This is a genomic window from Corynebacterium sp. HMSC070H05, assembly GCF_001837615.1.
Taxonomy (GTDB): Bacteria; Actinomycetota; Actinomycetes; order Mycobacteriales; family Mycobacteriaceae; genus Corynebacterium; species Corynebacterium coyleae.
The window spans coordinates 18,354-18,559 of sequence record NZ_KV833345.1; positions in this window are offsets into that span (position 1 = coordinate 18,354).

Genomic DNA, 206 nt, shown 5'->3' on the forward strand with positions numbered 1-206 from the left:
TCTGCCCCGCACTCGCGGGGATGAGCCCGCGCCGAGCGCATTCGCAAAGGCGATACGCCCGTCTGCCCCGCACTCGCGGGGATGAGCCCTTCGACTGAGCATCAGACAGCTCCTCAGCAGAGTCTGCCCCGCACTCGCGGGGATGAGCCCAGGAAGCGCGCTACACCCCAGAAACGGCCCGCGTCTGCCCCGCACTCGCGGGGATG